Origin of the sequence: Streptomyces sp. NPDC002209, assembly GCF_042890265.1 — a bacterium.
GTDB lineage: Bacteria > Actinomycetota > Actinomycetes > Streptomycetales > Streptomycetaceae > Streptomyces.
Genome location: NZ_JBIARX010000004.1, coordinates 1 through 16,980, shown reverse-complemented (window position 1 = coordinate 16,980; position 16,980 = coordinate 1). Strand labels below are relative to the sequence as shown.

Here is a 16,980-nt window from a genome sequence, read left to right as displayed (position 1 = left end):
CCGGGTGCGAGAGTGCCTCTGCCGGCCCGGACGCGTCCTCAACGATCGCGATCGGTGCGGGTCGCGCGGGCGTGGACACGGTGATTGAACGCGTTCAGTCCTAACGGTCGTGTTGGCTGCCGGTGCAACCGGCTCGCTGTGGGTCGCCGCGTCTCCCCCCGGGGAAGATACTGAAGGTCACGGTGCGTGGAGGCGACATGCGTGGACCCGAGCATCGTGGCCCGAGGCCGGCCTCGGTGCCCGTCAGTGAAACGGCAGCGGTCGTACTGGACGACGCAGGCGTGGTCGTCGCCTGTTCGCAGGGGGCTGTGACGCTGCTGGACTGCTCGCCGGGTCGGACCTGTGCGTCCCTCCTCGGGCTGATACCGCGAGCCGGAACGGGTGCAGGGCCGGCCGCACACCAGGTGACCATTCCGGGTGGTGATCACGAGGGCCGAGACGTCCCGCTGAACTGCACCGTCGTCCGGCTTGCAGCTCGTGCCCCCGGCGGTCCCGGCGCCGACGCGCAGTGGCTCGTGCTGGTCGCACCGGCGGAAACCGCAGGGCAGGCAGCCGAGCGCGATGCGTGGCGACTCCGGACGGGGCTGTCCCACGCCGCCGCCGCGGGCATCGGTGCCTCCCTGGACGTGACCGAGGTGGCCGAGACCCTCGTGAACCTGCTCGTCCCCGATTTCGCCGACCTGGCGACCGTGGACATCGCCGAGCAGGTGCTGGTGGGCGACGAGCCGCCGCACCTCGACACCAGCGGCGACGTCCGCCTGCGCCGGACCGCTGCCGCGCAGAGCCCGGAGATTTCCGCCGAGGACCTGCTGGCGGTGGGAGAGGCGATTCCTCCCGTAACGGACAGTACGCTGATGCGTCCCCTCATGAAGGGGCTGCCCGTGGTGGTGCCGGACGTCGCCATCCTGCAGGCGAAGCTCGGGGTGGACCCGGCGAGCCTGCCGTTGTTCGTCCCGCGCGGGGCTCACTCCTCCATAGCGGTACCACTCTACGCGCGAGGTCTGATCCTCGGCTGCGTCACGGTCTGGCGCAGCCAGTTGCCTTCCGTGTTCGGCGAGCAGGATGCCGCCCTGCTGCAGGACATCGTCTCCAGGGCCGCACTCGGCGTGGACAACGCCCGCCGCTACACCAAGGAGCACCGGTCGGCGGTCGCCCTGCAGCGAAGCCTGCTGCCGCGCTCAGCCGCGGACTGTGCCGCCGCGGAGACCGTGGGCCTCTACCAGCCGGCGGGCGGCGGCCTGGGAGTCGGCGGGGACTGGTTCGACGTGATCCCCCTGCCGTCGTTGCGCGTCGCGTTCGTCGTCGGGGACGTCGTCGGCCACGGCCTCGATGCCACCGCGGCCATGGCGCGGCTGCGGACTGCGGTGCAGACCCTCGCCGACCTCGATCTGGATCCGGGTGAGCTCCTCACGCACCTGGACGACCTGGTGCTCGGTCTCTCCGGCGAGGTGACGACCGCCGATTCCCGCTCCGAAACGGCCGTGCTCGGAGCGACGTGCCTGTACGCCGTCTACGACCCGGTGACACGGGAATGCACCGCCGCCTCGGCGGGACATCCGCCGCCGGCCGTGGTGTCGCCCGGTGAGCAGCCGGTCTTCGTCGGCGTGTTGCCGGGACCGCCCCTGGGAGTCGGCGGCATGCCTTTCGAGGTGACGGAGTTCGGTGTGCGGCCCGGCAGCATGCTCGCGTTCTACACGGACGGACTCGTCGGGAGCCGCGGCGGCGACATCGAGGAAGGAATGGACAGACTGAGGAGCGCGCTCGCCGGCGCGAACACGAGCCGGTCCCTGGGAGAGATCGGCCAGAGCGTTTTCGACGGCGTGCTTCGTCAAGGGCCCTCCGACGACGTCGCCCTGCTGCTCGCCCGCACCCACGCCCTCGCGTCCGACCGGGTCGCCGAGTGGGAACTCGAAGCCGACCTGTCCCTCGTCGCGCAGGCCCGCGAGCTGGTGGTGGGCCAGCTGTCCGGCTGGCAGTTGGACGAACTGAGCTTCGTGACGGAGCTCGTCGTCAGCGAGCTCGTCACGAACGCGATCCGATACGCGGGCGGACCGGTCGGGCTCCGGCTGATCCGCGACCGGGTGCTCGTCTGCGAGGTGTCCGACCCCAGCAGCACTCAGCCGCGCCTGCGTCGCGCACGGGAGACGGACGAGGGCGGGCGCGGCCTGTTCCTCGTCGCCCAGCTCACCGACCGTTGGGGCTGCCGGTTCACCCGTACGGGGAAGACCATCTGGACGGAGCAGCCCATCGGCGGGCCGCTCCTCTAGCGTGAAACGGCCCTGGTGACGGTGTCGAAGCGCATCGTGGAGCGGGACGGCCCGTCGTACCGGTCCCAGCGCGGCAGAGCCGGGTGGTTGGGGTCGCCGGTGCGTACGAACGAGATCCACGCCCGGTGCATGGTCCTGGCGAGGCCGTCCCTGATCCTGGTGTCCATTCCCGCCAGGAACGGCGCGTGCGACCACTTGTCGAAATTGTCGAAGACGAACGGCAGGTCCAGGCAGTGCGGTGCGCCCAGGCGGCCGTCGTGCGCGGGGGTGGGGAAGCCGAACTCGTACGCCCATACCGGGCGGCCCCGTGCCGCCCGCGCCTCTGCGAACGCCAGGGTGGGCTTCCTGAACAGCTCGTCGGTGGACAGGTCGATGAGCACGTCGATCGGCCGTGCGCCCGGGCGGGCAGCCTCGTACGCCGCGTACGCTTCGGCCGCGCCGTCACCGAAGCTGTCCCGTGCCCGGCGGATCACCTGTTCCTTCGTCGCCGACGCGTACGTCTCGCCCAGCGCGAAGGTGAAGGCGGACTCTTCCCCCGTCCAGCCGACGAGGACGTCGATGTCCGCGCCCGGACCGTCGAGCAGGTTCAGAGCGGGCTGCTGCGCCGCCGTCCCGCCGTCGAGCACCGGCATGAACGGCGCGGTCCAATGCCCCCATTCCATGGTGGCCGTGAGAAGTCCGGCGGTGGCCCCGACCAGTCGCGGCCACGGCATCGCGCGCAGTTCGTCCTCGTCCTCTGCGCCGACGATCTCCAGATAGGCGGCGGTGCGGGCGAGGGACTCGGCAGGCGTGGCGAGGGGCATGGCGAGCGGGACGCTCTGCAGGATGGCCCGGTGGAAGAGACGGCCGTCACCTGCGTGGGCAGCGAGTGCCGCGGTGGACAGCGCGCCGGCGGACTGACCGGCGACGGTGACGTTGCCGGGATCCCCGCCGAAGGCGGCGATGTTGTCCCGGACCCAGCGCAGCGCGGCGAGTTGGTCCGTGAGCCAGACGTTGCGGCACTCGGCGCTGCCGTCCGATGCGAAGGACAGCAGGCCGAGCGGTCCGAGCCGGTAGTTGAGGTTCACCACCACCAGGTCGCCGTTGCGCGCGAAGGTCTCGCCGGAGTAGTGGGGCATCGCCGCGGACCCGGAGATGAAGGCGCCGCCGTGTATCCAGACCAGGACGGGACGGCGTGCGTCGTCGGTGCCGGGCGTCCAGACGTTGAGCGTCAGACAGTCCTCGTCGAAGGGCGGGAAGCCGTGGCCGCCCAGGACCGGGTCGCCCTCGCGGACGGCCTGTGGCGAGCTGGGGCCGTGGTTCGTCGCGTCGAGGGTGCCGCTCCATCCTGGATGCGGCTGCGCGGGGCGCCACCGGAGGGGTCCTACGGGCGGCGCCGCGTACGGCACGCCCTTGAACACGGTCAGGTCATCTTCGACGACGCCGCGGATCATGCCCGAGTGAGTGTTCACGACGGGCGCGGTGCGGTCCTGGGCGAAACCCATCCAGTGCGTCCTTCCAGACCGGGATCGAGGATCTTGGGCACTCCAAAATATTGCGAACTTGTGTCGATCGTCAATATTATTCGATTCCCGGTTGGTGTGGAGGGTCCCACCTGGTCACACGAGTGGACGGCCTACGCTGAACCGTGGACTTCCGGCAGCTGACGTACTTCCTCGCCATCGTGGACCACGGTGGATTCACCCGCGCGGCCGCAGCGCTCTACGTGACGCAGCCGTCCCTGTCGCAGGCCATCCAGGCCCTCGAACGCGACGTGGACGGCCACCTGTTCCATCGGATCGGCAGGAGGGTGGTCCTGACCGACGCCGGTGCCGCACTGGTTCCGCGGGCGCGGGAAGCCCTGCACGCGCTGGAGCTGGCCAGGGCCAGCGTCGGCTCCGTCCGAGAACTGCGCGGTGGGCGCCTGGAGATCGCCGCGATGGCCTCACCCACCATCGAACCCCTCAGCACCATGGTCCAGCGCTTCACCGAGCGCTTCCCCGCGGTGTCGCTCAGCCTGCGCATGGCCCTGACCCGCGAGGCCGTGGTCGAGATGGTGCGCACCGGAGCCTGCGAGCTCGGACTGCTGATCACCTCGTCGCCGCTGCAGAGTCGGGACGTCGTCCCGCACCCCGCCGGAGACGACAGGCTCGTCCTGGTCACCCCGATGGACGGCCCCTTCCCGCCCGGGCGGGCGGTGCAAGCCGAGCAGCTTCGGGGGCGCCGGCTGATCGTGGGACAGCGGGGGACCGGGATCCGTGCGTACGTCGACGATCTGCAGGCACAGGGCATCGACGTCATCGTCGCGGTGGAGACCGAACACCGCATGGCCTTCCTGCCCCTGGTGCTCAGGGGTGTCGGACTGGCGGTCGTGACGGAATCCTGGGCCGACCTGTCCGAGCGGGCCGGAGCCCTCGTCCTCGACCTGGAACCGGCCTGCGTCCAGCACAACGTCCTGGTGAGCCGCAAGGGACAGCTGACGCCGGCTGCCCGTGCCTTCCTGGAGATCGCCGGCCCATCGATCGATAGGGCCGGCCTATGAGGCACATCGGGGATACGTGTTGGACCCGGACGACCCCTGATTGCTGGAATTCGGGCCATGACGAACCACAGCATCGCCCTCATCCCCGGTGACGGCATCGGCGCCGAAGTCCTCCCGGCGGCACGCGAGGTCCTCGACGCCGTCGGGGCGCGTCACGGCATCACGTTCACCTACGAGGAGTTCGACTGGTCCTGCGAGCGCCACCTCCGCCACGGATCGATGATGCCCGAGGACGGACTGGAGCAACTCCGACGCCATGACGCGATCCTTCTCGGCGCCGTCGGCTACCCGGGTGTGCCGGACCACGTGTCCCTGTGGGGGCTGCTCATCCCGATCCGCCGGGCCTTCCACCAGTACGTCAACCTCCGCCCCATCCGCGTGTTCGACGGTCTTCCCAGCCCGGTGCGCGCGGCGGTGCCCGGCGAGGTGGACTTCGTGGTCGTACGGGAGAACACCGAAGGCGAGTACAGCGAGATCGGCGGCCGGATGAACCGCGGAGGGCCCGATGAAATGGCGGTGCAGCAGGCCGTGTTCACGCGCAAGGGAGTGACCCGGGTCCTGGACTACGCCTTCGGCCTCGCCGAACGGCGTGGCGGCCCCCTCACCTCGGCGACGAAGTCCAACGGGATCGTGCACACCATGCCGTTCTGGGACGAGCTGGTGGCCGAGCGCGCCGCCGAGCACCCCACGGTCGAGTGGAACCAGGAGCACATCGACGCGCTGGCCGCCAAGTTCGTCCTCGACCCCGCCCGCTTCGACGTCGTCGTCGCCTCCAACCTCTTCGGCGACATCCTCAGCGACCTGGCGGCGGCCGTGGCCGGCGGCATCGGCATCGCTCCGTCCGCCAACCTCAACCCGGAGGGCGAGTACCCCTCCATGTTCGAACCGGTCCACGGATCGGCCCCCGACATCGCCGGGCAGGGCATCGCCAATCCGATCGGCGCGATCTGGTCCGCCGCCATGATGCTCGACCACCTCGGCCACCCCGAGGCCGCGACAGACATCACCGACGCCATCGCCCGCGTCCTGGCCACCACCCCGGTACGCACCCGCGACCTCGGCGGCAGCGCCTCCACCGCCGAGTTCACTTCCACGATCCTCCGGCACCTCTGACGGGGCGCGCAGGCCCGGCACCGCGGACACGGGGCCGGCTGCGATCCCGTCGGCGAGGGATGCCGCGCCGTCGGCATGCCGCGCCGTCCCCGACGCCGGGCGCCGTTACCGTCGGCGGCATGGACGGTGATCGCAGACGCTGGCGCCAGTGCCTCCTCGGCGGGGCGGTGTTCGCCGTGTGCATGGCCGGCACCACTCTGCCCACCCCCCTCTACGGCCTCTACCAGGAGAAGTTCGGATTCTCCGAGCTCCAGGTGACGGTCGTGTACGCCGTGTACGCCTTCGGCGTCATGGGGGTCCTGCTGCTGGCGGGCAACGCCTCGGACGTCGTGGGCAGGCGGCCCGTCCTGCTGGCGGGCCTCGCGCTCGCGGCGGCGAGCGCCGGCTGCTTCCTGTGCGCCACCGGGCTGGGCTGGCTGTACGCGGGCCGCCTGCTGTCGGGCCTGTCCGCCGGTCTGTTCACCGGGGCTGCCACGGCCTACGTCATCGAACTGGCACCGCGGGACGGCTCCTCCCGCGCCACGTTCGTGGCGACGGCCGCCAACATGGGCGGCCTGGGCTGCGGCCCCCTGCTCGCCGGCGTGCTCGCCCAGTACGCTCCCTGGCCGCTGTACCTGCCGTTCGCCGTGCACCTCGTCCTCGTGGCCGGTTCGGCCGCCGTCCTGCTGCGGCTCCCCGAGACGGTACGGGAGCGGCAGTCGCTCGCGGCGGTACGGCCGCAGCGGCCCGCTCTGCCCGCGTCGGTGCGGCAGGTGTTCGTGCCCGCCGCCACCGCCTCGTTCGTCGGGTTCGCGCTCTTCGGAGTGTTCACGTCGGTCAGCCCGGCGTTCCTCGTCGAGTCCCTGGACGTGCACAACCGGGCCGTGAGCGGGCTGATCGTCGCGCTGGCCTTCTTCGCGTCGACCGCCGGACAACTGGCCGTCGGCCGCATCGGGGTCGGCCGGTCCCTGCCGCTGGGCTGCGCGGCACTCCTCGCCGGGCTGGTCCTGCTCGCGGGCGCCCTGTACTGGGACCTGCTGGTGCTGGTGGTCCTCAGCGCGCTCGTCGGCGGCAGTGGGCAGGGCCTGGCCTTCCGCGGGGCGCTCTCCGCGGTGGCGGGGGCGTCTCCGGCCGACCAGCGCGCTGCGGTCATCTCGATGCTGTTCGTGGTGGCGTACGCGGGCATCTCGGTACCGGTGATCGGCGTGGGCGTACTGACGGGCCCTGTCGGCCTGGAGGGCGCCGGACTGGTGTTCCTCGCCTGTATGACCGCCCTGGTTTCGACCGCGGCCGTCTATCTGCTCCGCCACCCGGTGCGCCAGGGGCCCACGTCCCGGTGACGCCGCACCTGATACCCAGTCCGTCTGAGCCGGCCGGAGTCAGAGCGTACGGAGCGCGGCCTCGGAGGGCGAGCCGGGTTCGACGGGGTACAGGCCGAGGGTCTGGTGCGGGGCGCCGGACGGGGTGAACGCCTCGAAGCCCAGCGTGAGTTCGCCGGCGAGCGGGTGGCGGTAGCGCTTGTCGCCGTACGTGGGGCGGTACACGTCCTGCTCCGCCCAGAGGCGGCGGAAGTCGGGGTCGGTGGTCAGGGCCTCGACGAGGTCGGCGAGCCGGGGGTCCTGCGGGTGGCGTCCGGCGTACAGGCGCAGCATGCCGACGTTCTCGCGGGCGGTCTCGGGCCACTCCACGTACAGCTCGCGGGCCGCCGGGTCCAGGAACATGAAGGAGGCCATGTTCCACTCGCCCGCCGGGACCTCGTCGAAGCCCGGGTAGAAGGCGCGGGCCAGCCGGTTCATGGCCAGCACGTCGAGGCGGTGGTCGAGGATCAGCGCGGGGATGCCGGAGACGTTGTCCAGGACGTGCAGCAGGCCGGGGCGCACCGACCCGGGCGCCGGGCGGGACTGCGGCCGGCCGGGCTTGGCGAGGGCGAAGAGGTGGTCGCGCTCGGCGGGGTCCAGCCGCAGTGCGCGGGCCACGGCGTCCAGGACGGCGGGCGAGGCGTGTGGATTGCGGCCGCGCTCCAGGCGTACGTAGTAGTCGACGCTCACGCCGGCGAGCTGGGCGACCTCCTCGCGGCGCAGGCCGGGGACGCGGCGCACGCCGGGCGGCCGGGGCAGGCCCGCCGCCTCCGGGCTGATGCGGGCGCGGCGGGAGCGCAGGAAGGCCCGGAGATCGTTCTCGGTCATGGGTCGGGACCCTAGCCGAAGGGGTCGGCGTGAGGGGGGTACGCCGTACCCCCCGTACGCCGTGCCGGGGGTTCGGTTCCCGTCTGCCACGGGTTTCGCGGCGGTGGTGCTCTGGATGTGTCGCACCGACATCCACCTCTTGCGAATCCCGAAGGGATCGAACCATGAACACATCCAAGATCGTTCTCGTGACCGGCGCCTCCAGCGGCATCGGTGAGGCCACCGCCCGTCGTCTCGCGGCGGCCGGGCACCACGTCGTCCTCGGCGCCCGTCGGGTGGACCGTCTCGCCCGGCTGGTCGCCGAGCTGAAGGAGGCCGGCCACGACGCCGAGTACGCGGAGCTGGACGTCACCGACCTCGCGAGCGTGCGCGCCGTCGTCGACGACGTCCTCGCCCGGCACGGCCGGGTCGACGTCCTGGTGAACAACGCCGGCATCATGCCGCTGTCCCTGGTCGAGGACCTGCGCGTCGACGACTGGAACCGGATGATCGACGTGAACCTGCGCGGGGTACTGCACGGCATCGCGGCGGTGCTCCCTTCGATGCGCGAGCACCGCTCCGGGCAGATCATCAACGTCGCGTCCACTGCGGCCAACCGGGTGGACCCGACCGGGGTCGTCTACTCCGCGACGAAGTACGCCGTGCGCGCCGTGTCCGAGGGCCTGCGCCAGGAGACCCCCGACGTGCGCGTCACCGTCGTCTGCCCCGGGCTCACGCGGACCGAACTGACCCACTCGGGCGGCACGGACCGGCTGCAGGACGCCGTGCGCGACGCGGTCGGCGAGGTGGGTCTCGACTCCTCGGCCATTGCCGACGCCATCTGCTACGCGGTCGACCAGCCGGAGGGCGTCGACGTCAACGAACTCATCGTGCGCTCGACCGCCTCGCTCCAAGGCTGACGTCCGGCGACGGCGGGCGCCGGATGCGACCGGTGCCCGCACACGACTCGGCTCACGGAGCCGCACACGGAAGGAAGAAGGACCATGACGCAGCAGCTCGCGGGGAAGGCCGCCCTCGTCACCGGCGGGGGCAGCGGGATCGGCCGGGCGAGCGCCCTGGCCCTGGCGGCCGAAGGCGCGGTCGTCACCGTCGCCGGCCGCACGCAGGAGAGCCTGAAGGAGACGGTGCGCCGCATGGAGGCGGCGGGCGGCACCGCGCGATGCGTGCTGGCCGACGTGACGCGGGAACCCGACGTGGAGCGGGCCGTCGAGGCCGCGGTCGAGGGCGTCGGCCGTCTCGACATCACCCTGAACAATGCCGGCTACGACGGCGAGTTCCAGTACACCTGGGAGTACGACGCCGAGATGCTCGACCGGATGATCGCCGTCAACACCCGCGGCGCGTTCCTGTCGATGAAGCACGAGCTCCGGCACATGGTCGCGCAAGGGTCCGGCGTCATCGTCAACATGGCCTCGGGCGCGGGGCTGGTCGGCGTCACCGGAGCGGTGATCCCGGTCGACGGGGGCTACACCGTGCCGTAGCCGCGCCTCCCGTCGCCCGCCCGCGCGGCGGCGGGCGGGCGACGGGCCGAGTGCCAGGAGCGGGAGCCGCTCCTGGCACTCGGCTGATCGCGGCCTCGCCGGTCAGTCGCCGGCCGCCTGGCGGGGCCCGGAACCGCGGGCATGCACGGGGAGCAGCAGCGCCGAGTCCGCGTGGAGCGTGATGCGTACCGGTGTGAAGGTGGTGGCGTCCACCGCCGACTCCCCGTTGCCGGGATTGCGGGCGTATCGCGGATGGGCGCCCCCGCTGATCTGCCAGCGTATGCGGTGGCCGGCGGCGAAGCGGTGGGCGGTGGAGCTCATCGGCACGGTGATCTGCGACGGCTCCCGCCCGTCCGTCCGCAGGCGGCCCAGCCCGTCGCAGACGTTGACGGAGCGGCCCTGGGCGTCCACGTCGCACAGCCGGGTGAAGACGTCGGTGTGTCCGGTGTCCGTGGAGATGCTCAACCGCGCGGAGACCGGCCCGAGGACGTCCACGGGCTCGGTCAGCGGGGGACCGGTGAACGTCAGGACGTCCTCCCGGACCTCCAGGGTGCCGTTGTCGCGCGGACCGGCGGTACGGGAGAGGAGGGGGCCGCCGAGGGAGGGGGTCGGGTCCTGCGGGTCGTAGCGGAACGACGCCAGTGGCGCGGAGTCCGTTGGGGTCTGCCGGGTGAGATGCCCCTGGGGGGTGGGGAACCACGGGCCGGTGTGCGCGGCCGGCGGCCAGTCGTCGAGGTCGCGCCAGGCGTTCTCGCCGCCGACGTGCAAGCGCACCCTCGTGGGACGCAGCCCGGAGGGATCGCCACCCAGGTGGGCGCGCAGCCAGGCGAGGCTCTCGGCGAACACCTCTGGCCATCCCTGTTGCAGGGCGGAGGTGTGCGTCCAGGGGCCGACGAGCAGGGCGGTCTCGCAGCCGGCCGCGCGCAGCCGCTCGTACTGCTCGAAGCTCTGGTCGGCCAGTGCGTCGTGCCATCCGGTGATCAGACTCGTGGGCACGCGGAGCCGCTGTGCCGACTCCGCCAGGGACGCGCCCCGCCAGTACGGGTCCTCGGCGTCCGGGTGTGTCATCACCTCGTCCAGCCAGGGCACTTCGCCCCCGAAGGCCGGGGCGTACGCGCCGCGCAGTGGCTTCGCCGTGGTGATCTCGCGCAGCCGGCGCTGCAGGCGCAGCGTCGCCTTCACGAACGGGCCCATGCCCTGGTGCTGGTAGGTCATGCCCAGGCCGGACACGAGGGCCGTCTCCAGGTGCAGCGCGCCGCCCGAATGGAACAGTGCGTGGGGATCGTGCAGGCCCACCTGCACCACCATCGCCTTCAGCTCCGGCGGCGGGTCCAGGGCGAGGGCCCACTGTACGTAGCCCAGGTAACTGGGCCCGACGGTCCCGAGCGTTCCGTTGAACCAGGGCTGCTCGCGCAGCCAGGACACCGTGGCCCGGCCGTCGGCGGGCTCGTTGCGCCACAGGTCGAACGCACCCCCCGAACCGCCGGTGCCGCGGCAGCTCTGCAGGACCACGTGAAAGCCCTGTTCGGCGAAGAGCAGGCCGTACATGGGGGACCACGGCAGGCCCCTGCCGTACGGGGAGCGCACCAGGAGGGTGGGGAAGTCGCCCTCGGTGCGCGGGAAGTAGTGGTCCGTGATCAGCGGGCTGCCGTCGGCGGCCGGCACCACCAGCCCGGGCTCCCACCCCACATCGTGCAGCTTCGGCGGGAGACGGCGCCATGTCGCCCTCATCATCCGTGCGGTCAGCGGCGGTTTCCCGGCAGGCGGTGCCCAGGTAGGCCTCGACACGGGACCGTGCGTGGGTGACGTCATCGCTCTCCTCCTAATTTCCGTACGCTGTACGAGAATAGGGCATGCTTGACTGAGGCACGCAAGGGCCGCCGATCAAGGAGAGGAGCGTGGGCCGTGTCCCGCGAAGGAAGCGCCGGCGCCCCGGGCGTCGACCCCGAGCAGCTCTGGCTGGGCTCTGACCAGCCCCGCAGGGGCCGCAAACCCGCCTACAGCCGAGAGGTGATCACCGCGGCGGCCGTGGCCCTGGCGGACGCGGAGGGGCTCGAGGCGGTCACCATGCGGAAGGTCGCCGCACAGGTCGGAGCCGGCGTCATGTCGCTCTACAGCTACGCCCCCGACAAGGAGACGCTGCTGCACCTGATGGTCGACCACGTCTGCGCCGAACTGCCGACCGCGCACCCGCTCACCGGCGACTGGCGCGCCGACCTGAAGGCGATCGCCCACCTCCAGCGCGCCCACATGCTGCGGCACCCCTGGCTGCCCGCCGCCCTGACCACCCGCCTCGTCCCCGGACCCCACACCCTGGCCTTCCTGGAGCGCGTGCTCGCCGCCCTGCGGCCCGCCGGAATGGACGGTGCGGCGAAACTGGAGGTCTTCGCCCAGCTCACGGCGTTCGTGGCCGGCCACGTCGCTCACGAGGTGGCGCAGGCCGCTATGACGCAGTCCCCGGACCGGGCCGCAGCCGAAGCCCGCTACCTGGCGGTCGTCGCCGCAGACGGCCACCACCCGGAACTCGCCGAGGCCCTCTCGGCCCCTGGACGCCCCCTGGCTCCCGAAGCCACCTTCAGCCGGTTCCTCAACCGCCTCATCGACGGCCTCGACACCGACTGATCCCGTAGGCGTTCCCGGTCGGACTCCGTACGGCGACGGACCGTCAACCGCCATCCATGACGCCGGCCGGGCCGGGCTGAGGACCACAGACCCGTGCGGGTGCAGCCCCGCTCGGGGCCGGCCGCGGGCTGTACCTGAGAACCGGCGAGGGCCAGTCGCGCGAGCTCGCCGGATGAGGCGGGTACCTGCCGGGCGGTCGGATGGAGCTGGGTGAGCAGGGCCCGGTCCTCGTCGTCGGCGTCTTCGCTGTCGACGAGGGTGAGTACGGGCGCGTACTCCAACTGCCGCGCCCAGGTGTCTGCGACGGTGCGCTGGTCGGTGGCGGCTGCCGCGAGGCCCACCTCCGCCAGGTCATCGCCGTTGACGAGGTACGGGAGTACGAGCGCGGCGTCGACCGCTGTGATCACGGCGGTGAGGTCGAGTACGCCGGCGCCGTGTGCGGTGACGACCTCGGCCGTCGCCTTGGGCTCGACCGAGTCCCAGAGCTCGACGACGGCCAGCCGGGTCGGGCCGCTGTCGGCCAGTCGATCCAGTTCGGGGACCAGGTCGTTGCAGTGGAGCCCGCCGACGAGGATTCCCGCGTCCGCATGCGAGAACAGGCGCACGCCGGCTGCTTTCCCGGAGTCACCGAGTCCTCCTGGTAGCGCCCATTGGTGTCGTCAGGACCGACGTGTCGGCCCGGCGGCCGTGCCGCTGTCCGCGGCCACGCGGAAGCCGATGTTGCCGGTGGAGCTGTCGGGCGTGTTGGAGCTCCGGGCAGCGACGCGGTAGCGGTTGCAGTACGAGTCGTGGCAGAGGTAGGAGCCGCCGCGCATCACGCGGCCGGCTCCGGGTGCGAACCGGTCGGCGCACCATTCCCATACGTTGCCGACGACGTTGTAGAGCCCGAAGCCGTTGGGGCGGAAGGACTTCGCCGGTGCCGTGCCCTCGTACCCGTCCTCCGCGGTGTTGCGGGTGGGGAAGTCGCCCTGCCAGATGTTGCACATGTGCCGGCCGCCGGGGGTGAGGTCGTCGCCCCACGGGTAGCGCCGCTGCTCGAGCCCGCCGCGGGCCGCGTACTCCCATTCGGCCTCGGTGGGCAGGCGGGTGCCGGACCAGGCGCAGTACGCCTGGGCATCGTTCCAGGAGACGTGGATGACGGGGTGGTTCTGGCGCGCGGTGACGGACGAACCGGCGCCCTCGGGGTGCCGCCAGCTCGCGCCGGGCACGGCCCGCCACCAGGGGACGGCCGCCACGGGTGCGGAGACGGCGGCGACGTCGTCGGCGAGGAAGCCCCCGAAGACGAAGGAGAAACCGAAGTGTTCGGCTTCGGTGACGTGGCCGGTGGCTTTGACGAAGGTGGCGAACTGGGCGTTGGTCACCGTCGTGGGCGCGATGCGGAACGGGTCGACGGCGACCTCGCGTACCGGCCCTTCGCCGTCGGCCGGGAAGGAGTCCGGGTCGTCGGTGCCCATGAGGAAGCGCCCGCCCGGCAGGTCGACGAGCCGCCGGGCGGCCCGCTGGGCTGCGGCTGCGGGTGGCGGCGGAGCGAGGGAGAGCGCGACGGGGGTGGCGTCGCCGTGTCCGGGGGTGCAGCAGGAAAGCATGGCGGCTCCGTCGGTGTGAGTTGGGGGGCGGGTGCCCGCGGGGCATGCCGCGGGCACCCGGCCCGGTACCGCTAGGCGGTGCGGTCGGCGGCGAGTTGCGCCGCCAGGGCGGGGATGCCCAGGTTCTGCTCGTCCGCCGGGGTGGCCTGGTACAGCTTGTTCGTCAGCTGGTACGGGTCGCCCGCCAGGTCGTAGTACTCGCGGAACTTCACCTGCCCCGTGCCGGACACGGTGCCGTTGCCGTCGGTGGTGAGGTCGTAGTACTCCGTGTACTGCTTGTCCTGGGATACGTACGAGGCCCAGGTGGGCGGGCCGCCCGCGGTGGTGCCCTGCTGCCACCACTCGACGAGCAGGTGGTCGCGGCTGTACGAGGACAGCAGGGACCTGCCGTCCACCGAGTGGGCGGGTGTGATGCCGACCGCGTCGAGGACCGTGGGGGCGATGTCGATGTTCGCGGTGATGCGGCTGTCGGTGGTCCCGGCACTCAGGCCGCCGGCCGGCCAGGAGAGGTAGAACGGCACCTCGTGCGCCGGGCGGTAGGGGACCGACTTCTTTGTCCATCCGTGGTCGGCCCAGGTGAAGCCGTTGTCGGCGATGTAGATGACCAGGGTGTTGTCGAGTTGTCCGAGCGCCTGGAGCTTGTTCTTGAACGCCTGGACCGTGTCGTCGACGGTGAGCAGCGTGCGCAGCTGTTCGGCACGGATCTGCTTCCCGTCGGCCAGGGTCCCGGTCGCGTTCCGGATGTAGGCCGGTTTGTCGCTGCGGTCGTTCTCCGGGACGGAGGGCCTGCCGCTCCACTCGGGGACGGCCGTGCCGGCGTACTTCGCCTCGGGCGTGCGCGGGCCGTGGGAGGCGTACGGGGTGACGTACGCGAACCAGGGCCGGGAGTCGGCCGCCGCCTTGTCGAGGAAGTTCAGGGCGCGGTTCTTGATGATGTTGGTGGTGTAGCCGTTGATCGTCTGTACCGTGCCGTTGACGTTCCACTGCGCGTCGACGTAGCCCGGCTGGAGCAGGGCGAAATCCTCGAAGTGCGGCGGGTTGTCGGACAGGGTCCAGGAGTTGAGCCACTTGCCGAACAGGCCGGTGCGGTAGCCGGCCTGCTTCAGGTACCGGGGGAGGGTCGTGCTCTGGTCGAGCTGGTACGAGGCCTTGTTGTTGCGGACACCGTGGTGATGGGCGTAGCGGCCGGTGAGGACCGACGACCGGGAGGGCGAGCAGAGCGGGGTGGTGACGTGCCCGTTGGTGAACTTGACGCCCTGGTCTGCCAGCCAGGCCATGGTCTTCGGCAGTGCCCATTCGGTGTGCTTGGGCTGGTCGTCCGTGACGATGAGCAGGATGTTGGGACGGGTCGCGGCAGCGGCGGGAGGCGCGGCCGCCACCTGGGCGATCGCCGGAACCGCCGCCGCGGCCGCGGCGGCCGCCGTGCCGGCGAGGAATCCGCGGCGGCTCACCCGCGGTCTGCTGTTGTCGCTCATGGGATGTCTTCTCCTGGTTCCGCAGCTCGTACGGGAACGGCAGGTCAACTGCCCTGAAGGGGTGGAAGAGAGACGAGGATCAGGCATCGGCCGGTCGGCCCCTTCGGGGCGGACCGGTGCGAGGTGCCAGGTGGGGATCCCGTGCGAAGAGGCGACGCGTGGTTACCGTCGCGCCGGGGCGATCGGACACAGAGCGCTCGCCAGCCTGCCCAGATCGAGGTGGCGGCGCGCGGTGAGAGGGCTTCCAGCTGCCATGCCGATGAGGTTAGGGGCGGCGGTGAAGCCGGTCCATGTACGGCATGTGAAAAGTGGCCGGTCGATGAGCTGCTCGGCGCACGACACCGTCCGGCGTCTGCCGGACGGTGTCGTGGCTGGTCAGTGCCGAGCGCGGCCTGCCGGTCAGCTCTTGACCAGCAGGCCGCGGCTGCGCAGGACGTAGCGCTCGACGGGGCTGAAGATGAGCAGGTCGATGGCGATGCCGACGACGAGGATGAGGATGATCGCGAGGAACACGCCGGGCAGGTCGATGTTGTTGCGGCCGTTCTCGAGGAGCTGGCCGAGGCCGAGGCCGAGGTCGGGGGAGCTGGCGATGATCTCGGCGGCCATGAGGGAGCGCCAGGAGAAGGCCCAGCCCTGCTTGAGGCCGGCGAGGTAGCCGGGCAGGGCGGCGGGCATGACGACGTGGCGGGCGCCGCGCAGGCCGGTGGCGCCGAGGGTGCGGCCGGCGCGCAGGTGGAGCGGGGGGATCTGGTCGATGCCGGAGACGAGGCCGTTGGCGATGGAGGGGACGGCGCCGAGCAGGATCACCGTGTACATCATGGCGTCGTTGAGGCCGAACCAGAGGACGGCCGGGGGTACCCAGGCGACCGAGGGCAGGGACTGCAGGCCTTGGAGGATGGGGCCGATCGCGGCGCGGACGAACTTGACGCGGGCGACGAGGAGGCCGAGCGGGGTGCCGATGGCGAGGGCGAGGAGGAAGCCGAGCAGGCCGCGGGAGACGCTGGTCCAGACGACTTCCAGCAGGGTGCCCTTGAGCCACATGTCGGACAGGCTGTCCCAGACTGCGGACAGCGGGGGCAGCTTGGTCGGGTCGGTGACCTTCGCCGCGACGAGGACCTGCCAGACGAGGAGCACGAGGCCGACGGCCAGGAGCGGCGGCAGGGCCTTCTTGACGAGGACCTCCCGGACCGGGGTCCGGTGGGTCTGGACCGCGTCGAGGGCGTCGAGTCCGGCTTCCAGGCCCGCCAGGTCGTCGGTCTTGCCGTTCGGCGCGACCTCGGGGATGGTGTCAGTGCTGGCCATGGCGGCGGATCTCCCCACGCAGGTGTTCGGTGATCTCGACGGACAGTTCCGCGACGTCTGCGTCTTCGATGCGGCGGGGCTGCGGGATGTCCACGGTCCATTCCTTGGCGACCCGGCCGGGCCGTGAGGAGAGCAGGACCACGCGCTGGGCGAGGCGGACGGCCTCGCGCACGTTGTGCGTGACGAACAGCACGGACAGGTTCGTCTTGGCCCAGATGCGGGTGAGTTCGCCGTGCAGGACGTCGCGGGTGATGGCGTCGAGCGCGGCGAACGGCTCGTCCATCAGCAGCAGTCGGCTGTCCTGGGCGAGTGCCCGGGCCAGGGCCACGCGCTGGCGCATGCCGCCGGACAGTTCGTGGACGCGCTTGCCGTGTGCGCCGCCGAGGCGGACCAGTTCCAGCAGGCGTTCGGCCTCCGGCTTGCGGTCGGCTTTGGCCACCCCGCGCAG

The 16,980-nt window shown here is 71.7% G+C and carries 15 protein-coding genes and 1 pseudogene; 7 read left to right on the top strand and 9 right to left on the bottom strand.

Translation table 11 applies throughout. From position 1 onward, the window contains the following. Positions 1-404 precede the first annotated feature (404 nt). The gene (locus ACFYXK_RS09585) at positions 405-2,267 is read left to right on the top strand and encodes a SpoIIE family protein phosphatase (RefSeq protein WP_389410580.1); all 1,863 of its coding nucleotides are present in this window, start codon (positions 405-407) and stop codon (positions 2,265-2,267) included. On the opposite strand, the gene ACFYXK_RS09580 is transcribed toward ACFYXK_RS09585, so the two are convergent. Beyond that, positions 2,264-3,751 (bottom strand): carboxylesterase/lipase family protein, encoded by a 1,488-nt coding sequence (locus tag ACFYXK_RS09580; protein WP_389410579.1) that lies wholly within the window; start codon positions 3,749-3,751, stop codon positions 2,264-2,266. The two genes, ACFYXK_RS09585 and ACFYXK_RS09580, sit on opposite strands and share 4 nt — an antisense overlap. Positions 3,752-3,894: 143 nt before the next feature. Between ACFYXK_RS09580 and ACFYXK_RS09575 the strand changes: the two genes are divergently transcribed. The 3 genes from ACFYXK_RS09575 to ACFYXK_RS09565 all read left to right on the top strand — a co-directional run bounded on the left by ACFYXK_RS09575 (position 3,895) and on the right by ACFYXK_RS09565 (position 7,220). Continuing rightward, positions 3,895-4,788 (top strand): LysR family transcriptional regulator, encoded by an 894-nt coding sequence (locus tag ACFYXK_RS09575; protein ID WP_389410578.1) that lies wholly within the window; start codon positions 3,895-3,897, stop codon positions 4,786-4,788. Between the two features lie 57 nt (positions 4,789-4,845). Then, positions 4,846-5,901 carry a tartrate dehydrogenase gene (locus tag ACFYXK_RS09570; protein WP_389410577.1) on the top strand — a complete coding sequence of 352 codons (1,056 nt, stop codon included), beginning with the start codon at positions 4,846-4,848 and terminating at the stop codon, positions 5,899-5,901. Between the two features lie 119 nt (positions 5,902-6,020). Further along, a complete protein-coding gene (locus ACFYXK_RS09565; protein WP_389410576.1) occupies positions 6,021-7,220 on the top strand; it encodes an MFS transporter in 1,200 nt (399 codons plus the stop codon). A 39-nt stretch (positions 7,221-7,259) separates the two neighbouring features. Here ACFYXK_RS09565 and ACFYXK_RS09560 read toward each other — a convergent pair whose 3' ends face one another. Next, positions 7,260-8,066 (bottom strand): helix-turn-helix transcriptional regulator, encoded by an 807-nt coding sequence (locus ACFYXK_RS09560; protein WP_389410575.1) that lies wholly within the window; start codon positions 8,064-8,066, stop codon positions 7,260-7,262. Between the two features lie 164 nt (positions 8,067-8,230). Here ACFYXK_RS09560 and ACFYXK_RS09555 point away from each other — a divergent pair, with 164 nt between their 5' ends. Both ACFYXK_RS09555 and ACFYXK_RS09550 read left to right on the top strand, forming a co-directional pair. Beyond that, entirely contained in the window at positions 8,231-8,965 is a 735-nt protein-coding gene (locus tag ACFYXK_RS09555; protein WP_389410574.1) for an SDR family oxidoreductase, read from the top strand. Between the two features lie 84 nt (positions 8,966-9,049). Further along, positions 9,050-9,547, top strand: a complete 498-nt coding sequence (locus ACFYXK_RS09550) for an SDR family NAD(P)-dependent oxidoreductase (protein WP_389410573.1) — start codon at positions 9,050-9,052, stop codon at positions 9,545-9,547. Between the two features lie 102 nt (positions 9,548-9,649). On the opposite strand, the gene ACFYXK_RS09545 is transcribed toward ACFYXK_RS09550, so the two are convergent. Then, the gene (locus ACFYXK_RS09545; RefSeq protein WP_389410572.1) at positions 9,650-11,278 is read right to left on the bottom strand and encodes a CocE/NonD family hydrolase; all 1,629 of its coding nucleotides are present in this window, start codon (positions 11,276-11,278) and stop codon (positions 9,650-9,652) included. A gap of 174 nt (positions 11,279-11,452) precedes the next feature. Here ACFYXK_RS09545 and ACFYXK_RS09540 point away from each other — a divergent pair, with 174 nt between their 5' ends. Beyond that, positions 11,453-12,169 (top strand): TetR/AcrR family transcriptional regulator C-terminal domain-containing protein, encoded by a 717-nt coding sequence (locus tag ACFYXK_RS09540; protein WP_389410571.1) that lies wholly within the window; start codon positions 11,453-11,455, stop codon positions 12,167-12,169. 119 nt (positions 12,170-12,288) lie between these two features. On the opposite strand, the pseudogene ACFYXK_RS09535 reads toward ACFYXK_RS09540, so the two are convergent. The 6 genes and pseudogenes from ACFYXK_RS09535 to ACFYXK_RS09510 form a co-directional block, all read right to left on the bottom strand. Next, a pseudogene (locus ACFYXK_RS09535) lies at positions 12,289-12,774 on the bottom strand (cobalamin biosynthesis protein CobW); the annotation flags it as partial. 54 nt (positions 12,775-12,828) lie between these two features. Next, positions 12,829-13,755 (bottom strand): formylglycine-generating enzyme family protein, encoded by a 927-nt coding sequence (locus ACFYXK_RS09530; protein ID WP_389410570.1) that lies wholly within the window; start codon positions 13,753-13,755, stop codon positions 12,829-12,831. Positions 13,756-13,826: 71 nt separating this feature from the next. Then, positions 13,827-15,230 (bottom strand): sulfatase, encoded by a 1,404-nt coding sequence (locus ACFYXK_RS09525; RefSeq protein ID WP_389410569.1) that lies wholly within the window; start codon positions 15,228-15,230, stop codon positions 13,827-13,829. Positions 15,231-15,392: 162 nt separating this feature from the next. Beyond that, entirely contained in the window at positions 15,393-15,485 is a 93-nt protein-coding gene (locus ACFYXK_RS09520) for a putative leader peptide (RefSeq protein ID WP_389410568.1), read from the bottom strand. 144 nt (positions 15,486-15,629) lie between these two features. Next, positions 15,630-16,532 carry an ABC transporter permease gene (locus ACFYXK_RS09515; RefSeq protein ID WP_389410567.1) on the bottom strand — a complete coding sequence of 301 codons (903 nt, stop codon included), beginning with the start codon at positions 16,530-16,532 and terminating at the stop codon, positions 15,630-15,632. Beyond that, on the bottom strand, positions 16,519-16,980 hold a 462-nt coding region (locus tag ACFYXK_RS09510), incomplete at its 5' end, for an ABC transporter ATP-binding protein (RefSeq protein ID WP_389410566.1). The genes ACFYXK_RS09510 and ACFYXK_RS09515, both read right to left, overlap by 14 nt.